Here is a 1,168-nt window from a genome sequence, read left to right on the forward strand (position 1 = left end):
GTGGTTTCGGGAAGTGGATTTTCCTTCCTGGCCTGTTCGATAAGTTCATCATATTTCTTATCGAACTTATGATAGTGATAATAGCTCAGAGAATCCTTACCTTTCTCTACCGCTTTATCTTTGACCTTTTTCATTTCCAGTAAAAGGTCTATAAATGCAGATGCCCACTTCTGATCAGGATGATTTTCATCAATCCCCGTTAATTCACGGAGAAGATGGGCACAGCAGACGGCATGCTGAATATCCGGATAATTCCAGTAGGAAGCCCAGCAGTCATGCATGGCAATCCCTTTGAATTCCGGGAGGACACAGCATTGTTCCATGCCTGCAGTTCCACGTTTGGGGCTGATATCAAGATAGGTGTATTCACAGTTTGAGGCATCATGAACCCACCAGAGTTTTTTATCCACTCTGGTTCCGGTTTCATCGAAATGTCCAAGCGCAGAACCGATCATCTTATCCTTGATCTTACCTACTGTTTCACTCAGACTGTCAGCGCATCTTTTTACCATGTTGCTGATCGTTCCTGTTGCAATCGGAATGTTAAATACGCCGGAAAGAATCTCATGGGTGCGTTTGATGCTGACGGCACCTACGGTATTTAATGCAACAGCTAATGCCTGCAGGTTTTCGCCGTACTGCACAGTTGCTTTTATGTCTGAAGGGAACTCCCCTCTGCGGGTATCTCCATGCAGCATACAGACTGGAAGTTCCAGTGCCTGATGTTCCGTTACATTGACTGTAACAACTGCATCGATGACAAGGCGTTTCTCCGCGATACATGCAGTGCCTTTGCATATCTGATAATGCGGGCATCCTTCACATGCGGAAGGCATATGTTTGACTATTTCATCTGGAGCTGTTATCACCGCCAGATGTGTCCCCTGGTGTCCATTTTGACCGCCAGCTTTTTTGCCTGATGGCTTACGGAGACTCTTTGGGGCAGGCTTTTTAAAGCCATCACTTGAAGGTGGTTTGGAACTGTTTTTGGAGTTCTTATTAAGCTGTTCCTTCAGTTCCTGTATCGTCTGATTGAGCTGAGCGATTAGCTGTGTTTGCGCATTGATTGTAGCATTCAAGGAATCTACAGTCGATGTTAATGAATTAACCTGCTGTAATAACTGCTTGTTCATTTCATCTTTTGTCAATCAGACCACCTTCTTCCGTT

General features: G+C 44.9%; 1 protein-coding gene. It reads right to left on the reverse strand.

Translation table 11 applies throughout. The features are described 5' to 3' along the window. Positions 1-1,148, reverse strand: a 1,148-nt coding sequence (locus tag ACQRCC_RS15510) for an IS66 family transposase (RefSeq protein WP_427851647.1), incomplete at its 3' end; no start/stop codon positions are given. Positions 1,149-1,168 lie beyond the last annotated feature (20 nt).

Source organism: Sporofaciens sp. SGI.106 (assembly GCF_050314255.1).
Classification (GTDB): Bacteria; Bacillota; Clostridia; order Lachnospirales; family Lachnospiraceae; genus Claveliimonas.